This is a genomic window from Sulfitobacter sp. HI0040 (assembly GCF_001634885.1).
Taxonomy (GTDB): domain Bacteria; phylum Pseudomonadota; class Alphaproteobacteria; order Rhodobacterales; family Rhodobacteraceae; genus Sulfitobacter.
On the sequence record NZ_LWEX01000062.1, the window covers coordinates 1 to 4,643 of the forward strand.

10 protein-coding genes are annotated in these 4,643 nt (G+C 67.0%); all 10 read left to right on the forward strand.

Annotation, left to right across the window (positions count from 1 at the left end):
• On the forward strand, positions 1-262 hold a 262-nt coding region (locus A3728_RS05440), incomplete at its 5' end, for a phage major capsid protein (protein WP_150120658.1).
• A gap of 148 nt (positions 263-410) precedes the next feature.
• On the forward strand, positions 411-1,010 hold the full coding sequence (locus A3728_RS05445) for a head-tail connector protein (protein ID WP_067920970.1): 600 nt from the start codon (positions 411-413) through the stop codon (positions 1,008-1,010).
• Positions 1,007-1,345, forward strand: a complete 339-nt coding sequence (locus A3728_RS05450; RefSeq protein ID WP_067920972.1) for a head-tail adaptor protein — start codon at positions 1,007-1,009, stop codon at positions 1,343-1,345. The genes A3728_RS05445 and A3728_RS05450 overlap by 4 nt, the downstream gene beginning before the upstream one ends.
• Positions 1,342-1,752, forward strand: a complete 411-nt coding sequence (locus tag A3728_RS05455) for a DUF3168 domain-containing protein (protein ID WP_067920974.1) — start codon at positions 1,342-1,344, stop codon at positions 1,750-1,752. Before A3728_RS05450 ends, A3728_RS05455 begins: the two co-directional genes overlap by 4 nt.
• A gap of 47 nt (positions 1,753-1,799) precedes the next feature.
• Complete coding sequence (locus A3728_RS05460) at positions 1,800-2,222, forward strand: phage major tail protein, TP901-1 family (protein WP_067920977.1); 423 nt, start codon at positions 1,800-1,802, stop codon at positions 2,220-2,222.
• A gap of 2 nt (positions 2,223-2,224) precedes the next feature.
• Entirely contained in the window at positions 2,225-2,539 is a 315-nt protein-coding gene (locus A3728_RS05465) for a gene transfer agent family protein (protein WP_067920978.1), read from the forward strand.
• The gene (locus tag A3728_RS05470; RefSeq protein WP_067920981.1) at positions 2,536-2,739 is read left to right on the forward strand and encodes a rcc01693 family protein; all 204 of its coding nucleotides are present in this window, start codon (positions 2,536-2,538) and stop codon (positions 2,737-2,739) included. Before A3728_RS05465 ends, A3728_RS05470 begins: the two co-directional genes overlap by 4 nt.
• Entirely contained in the window at positions 2,740-3,396 is a 657-nt protein-coding gene (locus A3728_RS05475) for a phage tail tape measure protein (RefSeq protein WP_067920983.1), read from the forward strand.
• Positions 3,397-3,408: 12 nt separating this feature from the next.
• On the forward strand, positions 3,409-4,041 hold the full coding sequence (locus tag A3728_RS05480; protein ID WP_067920985.1) for a DUF2460 domain-containing protein: 633 nt from the start codon (positions 3,409-3,411) through the stop codon (positions 4,039-4,041).
• Positions 4,038-4,643, forward strand: a 606-nt coding sequence (locus A3728_RS05485; RefSeq protein ID WP_150120659.1) for a DUF2163 domain-containing protein, incomplete at its 3' end; no start/stop codon positions are given. The genes A3728_RS05480 and A3728_RS05485, both read left to right, overlap by 4 nt.

The following is a 4,643-nucleotide window of genomic DNA, read 5'->3' on the forward strand; positions in this document are numbered from 1 at the left end:
CCTTGCCGCCGCCGAACCCGCGCGCCTGATGGGGTATCCCATACTGATTGCCGAGGACATGCCCGATGTCGCAACGGATTCGATGGCCGTGGCATTCGGGGATTTCGCCGCTGGCTATACCGTGGCGGAACGTCCTGACCTGCGCATTCTGCGCGATCCGTTCAGCGCCAAGCCGCATGTGCTGTTCTACGCCACCAAGCGCGTCGGCGGCGACGTGAGCGATTTCGCCGCCATCAAGTTGCTGAAATTCGGCCTCGTCTGAGCGCGGTCGAATTCGGAAGCGGCCCTGCCGCTTCCGGTCCGGGCGTGCATCGCTCTGGTCATGCCCTGTCTAGCTGCTCCCTCCGACCGAGCAGGGCTGGCCGATGTGCGCCCGGCTTTTGCGAAAGCCAAAGATTTGGAGACGTTCCATGATGTTGATCGACGAAACCCCGGTGCCGGACACCGCCCTGCCGACGGCGGCCTTTGCCGCGCATCTTCGGCTGGGCACAGGTTTCGGGCAGGAGGACCTGCAGGCGGAAGTACTGACCGAGTTCCTGCGCGCTGCCATCTGCGCGGTCGAGGGGCGGACCGGAAAGGTTCTGCTGGCGCGCCGGTTTACGTGGTCAGCTGCGTATTGGGCGGACCGGGCGGCGCAGGCATTGCCCGTGGCCCCGGTGCGGGAGGTGCTGTCGCTGGTGCTGGTCGGGCAGGATGGGGCACAGACCCTGGTGGCGCCGGAGGTCTATTGGCTGGAACAGGATCGCCAGCGCCCGCGTCTGCGCAGCACCGGCCCCGGCCTGCCGCGCATCCCCGCGGGGGGTACGGCACAGATCGAGCTGGAAGCCGGGTTCGGCGCAGCCTGGGACGAGGTGCCGCCCGATCTGCGGCAGGCGGTGATGCTGCTGGCGGCGCATTACTATGAATACCGGAACGATACCGGGTTGAGCGGGGGCTGCATGCCTTTTGGTGTGAGCAGCCTGATCGAACGCTACCGGTCGTTCCGGTTAGGCATGGGGGCGGTACGATGATCGCGCCCGTCCTGTCGCGCCCGCTGACGCTGGAGACGCCGGAGCGCACCGCTGACGGTGCAGGGGGCTACACCCAGGTCTGGACGGCGCTGGGCGTTCTCTGGGCAGAGGTTTCCGCCCGGTCGAGCCGCACCGCCGAGAAGGGCGGCGCCGCGGTAAGCAGGCAGTCCTACCGGATCGTGGTGCGGGCCCGCCCGATCGGAGCGCCGGATCGGCCCACGCCGGTTCAGCGGTTCCGGCAGGGCAGCCGGGTGTTCCGTATCCTTTCGGTCCATGAGCGCAGTCCGGATGGGCGCTATCTGACCTGTATCACCACGGAAGAGGTGAGCGCATGAGCTATGCCGTTTCCAGTGCCCTGCAGGAGGCGATCTTCGACCTGCTGCGGAACGATCCGGGGCTGGCCGCTTTCGCGGGGGAGGCGATTTTCGACCAGGCGCCCGCCGGGCCGCTGCCCAACCTATACGTCACGCTCGGGGAAGAAAGCGTGCGCGATGCGTCTGACCGGAGCGGAACCGGCAGCCGGCATCTGCTGACGGTTGAGGTAACGACAGACAGCGCCGGTTTTCGCCGAGCCAAGCAGGCGGCGGGCGCGGTCTGCGACGCGCTGCAGGATGCCCGGCCGAGTTTGTCACGCGGCAGGCTCGTGACCCTGCGCTTTGACCGGGCCACGGCGCGGCGGCGGGACAGGGGCGAGACGCGCCAGATCGTTCTGCGGTTCCACGCGCGGGTCGCAGACGACTGAACCAAGGGCACCGGGGTGCCGCAAACATTAGCTGCAGGAGAATGACGATGGCCGTGCAAGCAGGCAAGGACCTTCTGGTCAAGGTGGACATGACGAGCGACGGGCAGTTCGTGACAATCGCGGGGCTGCGGGCCACGCGGGTCAGTTTCAACGCGGAGACCGTCGATGTCACTTCGCTGGACAGCGAAGGCGGTTGGCGCGAATTGCTGGCGGGGGGCGGCGTCCGCTCGGCGGCGATCAGCGGATCGGGTGTGTTTCGCGATGCCGATACGGATGAGCGCGCGCGCCAGCTTTTCTTTGATGGGCTGACGCCGGATTTCCAGATCATCATCCCGGATTTCGGGCTCATCGAAGGACCGTTTCAGGTTTCGGCCATCGAATATGCCGGAAACCACAATGGCGAGGCGACGTTCGAGTTGGCGCTTCAGTCGGCGGGGCCGCTGGTATTCACGCCTCACACGGGGGTCTGAGGATGGCCAACCCATGGCGCGGAGAGGTCGAGGTGGTGCTGGACGGCAGGCCCTACAGGGCGCGGCTGACCCTTGGGGCGCTGGCGGAACTGGAGCAGGCGCTGGGCGAGCCATCGCTGGTGGCTTTGGTCGAAAGGTTCGAGACCCGGCGCTTTTCGGGCGGTGACGTGCTGGCGCTGTTGCAGGCGGCACTTGCGGCGGGGGGCAACCCGGTGGAGGCCGACGCGCTGCACCGGGCCGAGTTCGACGGCGGACCGATGGCGGCGGCCCGTGCGGCGGCCGAACTGCTCGCCCGCGCCTTCACGGTGCCTGAATGACCACCGCGCCCGCGTTCGACTGGGGCGCGCTGATGCGCATGGCCTTCGGACGGTTGGGGCTGGAGCCGGACCGGTTCTGGAAGCTGACGCCGGCAGAGTTGCGGATGCTGCTGGGCGAGGGGGCCGGTCTGCCCGCGATGACGCGGGACGGGCTGACCGCGCTGATGGCCGCGTTCCCGGATGACAAGGAGGAGGGCTGAATGGCCGATTTCGACGAGACGCAGGATCTGGAGAGCGAGGCGGAGGCGCTGAACCGTACCTTGGCGCAGACGGGAACGCTGGTCGCGGGGTTCGACAGCGAGTTGCGGCGGATGCAGACGTCCCTTGCCGCGACGGGCAAGGATGTGGCGACCCTGGAAAAGGGGTTGAGCCGCGGGCTGCGGCGCGCTTTCGAAGGGATGACCTTTGACGGTGTCAAACTGTCGGATGCGTTGCGGGGCGTGGCGGAAAGCCTGTCGCGCACCGCCTACCGCGCGGCGATCCGCCCGGTGGCGGATCATGTGGGCGGGCTGGTCAGTCAGGGCGTGGGCGCGGCGGTGGAAAGTCTGCTGCCCTTTGCCAATGGCGCGCCGTTTTCGCAGGGGCGCGTGATGCCTTTTGCGCAGGGCGGGATCGTCTCGGGGCCTGTCAGTTTTCCCATGCGTGGCGGTGCGGGCCTGATGGGAGAAGCGGGGCCGGAGGCGATCATGCCGCTGGCACGCGGGCCTGACGGGAAACTGGGCGTCAGGAGCGGCGGCGCGGCCCCTACCATCGTCATGCATATCACCACGCCGGACGTGCAGGGCTTCCAGCGCAGTCAGAGCCAGATCGCAGCCCAGATGGGGCGGGCGCTGTCGCTCGCCGACCGCAACCGCTGATCGGAGACGCAGATGAACTTTCACGATGTACGCTTTCCGCCTTCGCTGAGCTTCGGGTCCATGGGGGGGCCGCAACGCCGGACCGATATCGTCACGCTGGCGAACGGACATGAAGAGCGCAACACTCCGTGGCGCCATGCGCGCCGGGTCTATGACGCGGGGCTTGGGATGCGCTCCATCGACGATATCCAGACGCTCATCGCCTTTTTCGAAGCGCGGGCTGGGCAGATGTATGCCTTTCGCTGGAAGGACTGGTCCGATTACCGGTCCGGTCGCGCCTCGGCCCCGATCGCTTTCGACGATCAGAGCATCGGTTTCGGGGATGGCACGAGGCGGGAGTTTCAGTTGCACAAGGAATACCGTTCGGGCGCGCAGACCTACAGGCGGCCCATCGCGAAACCGGTCGCGGGCAGCGTGCGGGTCGGGGTCGAGCAGGACGAATTGCGCGAGGGCGTGGAATATGAGGTCGATCCGGCCACCGGGATCGTCCGTTTCGCGCATCCACCCGATCCGGGGAGCGAGATTTTCGCGGGTTATGAATTCGACGTTCCCGTCCGCTTCGACACCGACCGTATCCTAACGTCCGTTTCCAGCTTTCAGGCGGGTCAGGTGCCCAGTGTGCCGGTGATCGAGGTGCGGATATGAGCGGAGCATCGATAGTGGATACGCCGGAGCCTCAGGATAGCGGCTGCACCACATTGTGCCACGCTTGGCTGCTGACGCGGCGGGACGGCAGGCAATTCGCCTTTACCGACCACGACGTTGCCCTGAGCTTCGACAATGTGACCTATCGCGCGGATGCGGGGTTGAGTGCGCTCGCCCTGTCGCAGGGCACCGGCCTTTCGGTCGACAATACCGAGGCGATTGGCGCGCTGTCCGATGCGTCGATCACCGAGGCCGATCTGGAGCAGGGCCGCTTCGACGATGCGGAGGTTCTGTGCTGGCGCGTCAATTGGGCGGATCCATCGCAGCGCTGGCTCCGGTTTCGGGGCACACTGGGAGAGGTGCGCAGGGCCGGGGGGGAGTTTCGGGCGGAACTGCGCGGGCTGACCACGGCGCTCAACCGGGAGATGGGGCGGGTTTACCAGAAATCCTGCAGCGCGGTGTTGGGGGATGCAGCCTGCCGTGTGGATTTGACGAAAGCTGATTTTTCCGTCGAACGGGTCATCGAGACGGCCGAGGCAGGGCGGGTGTTTCATTGGCCCGACGCGCTTGGGTACGACGCGGGCTGGTTCGGGGGCGGACGG

Bases quoted from the DNA above. Each gene is read 5' to 3' on its own strand.
- A3728_RS05445 (WP_067920970.1), top strand. From the start codon at position 411: ATGATGTTGATCGACGAAACCCCGGTGCCGGACACCGCCCTGCCGACG.
- A3728_RS05450 (WP_067920972.1), top strand. From the start codon at position 1,007: ATGATCGCGCCCGTCCTGTCGCGCCCGCTGACGCTGGAGACGCCGGAG.
- A3728_RS05455 (WP_067920974.1), top strand. From the start codon at position 1,342: ATGAGCTATGCCGTTTCCAGTGCCCTGCAGGAGGCGATCTTCGACCTG.
- A3728_RS05460 (WP_067920977.1), top strand. From the start codon at position 1,800: ATGGCCGTGCAAGCAGGCAAGGACCTTCTGGTCAAGGTGGACATGACG.
- A3728_RS05465 (WP_067920978.1), top strand. From the start codon at position 2,225: ATGGCCAACCCATGGCGCGGAGAGGTCGAGGTGGTGCTGGACGGCAGG.
- A3728_RS05470 (WP_067920981.1), top strand. From the start codon at position 2,536: ATGACCACCGCGCCCGCGTTCGACTGGGGCGCGCTGATGCGCATGGCC.
- A3728_RS05475 (WP_067920983.1), top strand. From the start codon at position 2,740: ATGGCCGATTTCGACGAGACGCAGGATCTGGAGAGCGAGGCGGAGGCG.
- A3728_RS05480 (WP_067920985.1), top strand. From the start codon at position 3,409: ATGAACTTTCACGATGTACGCTTTCCGCCTTCGCTGAGCTTCGGGTCC.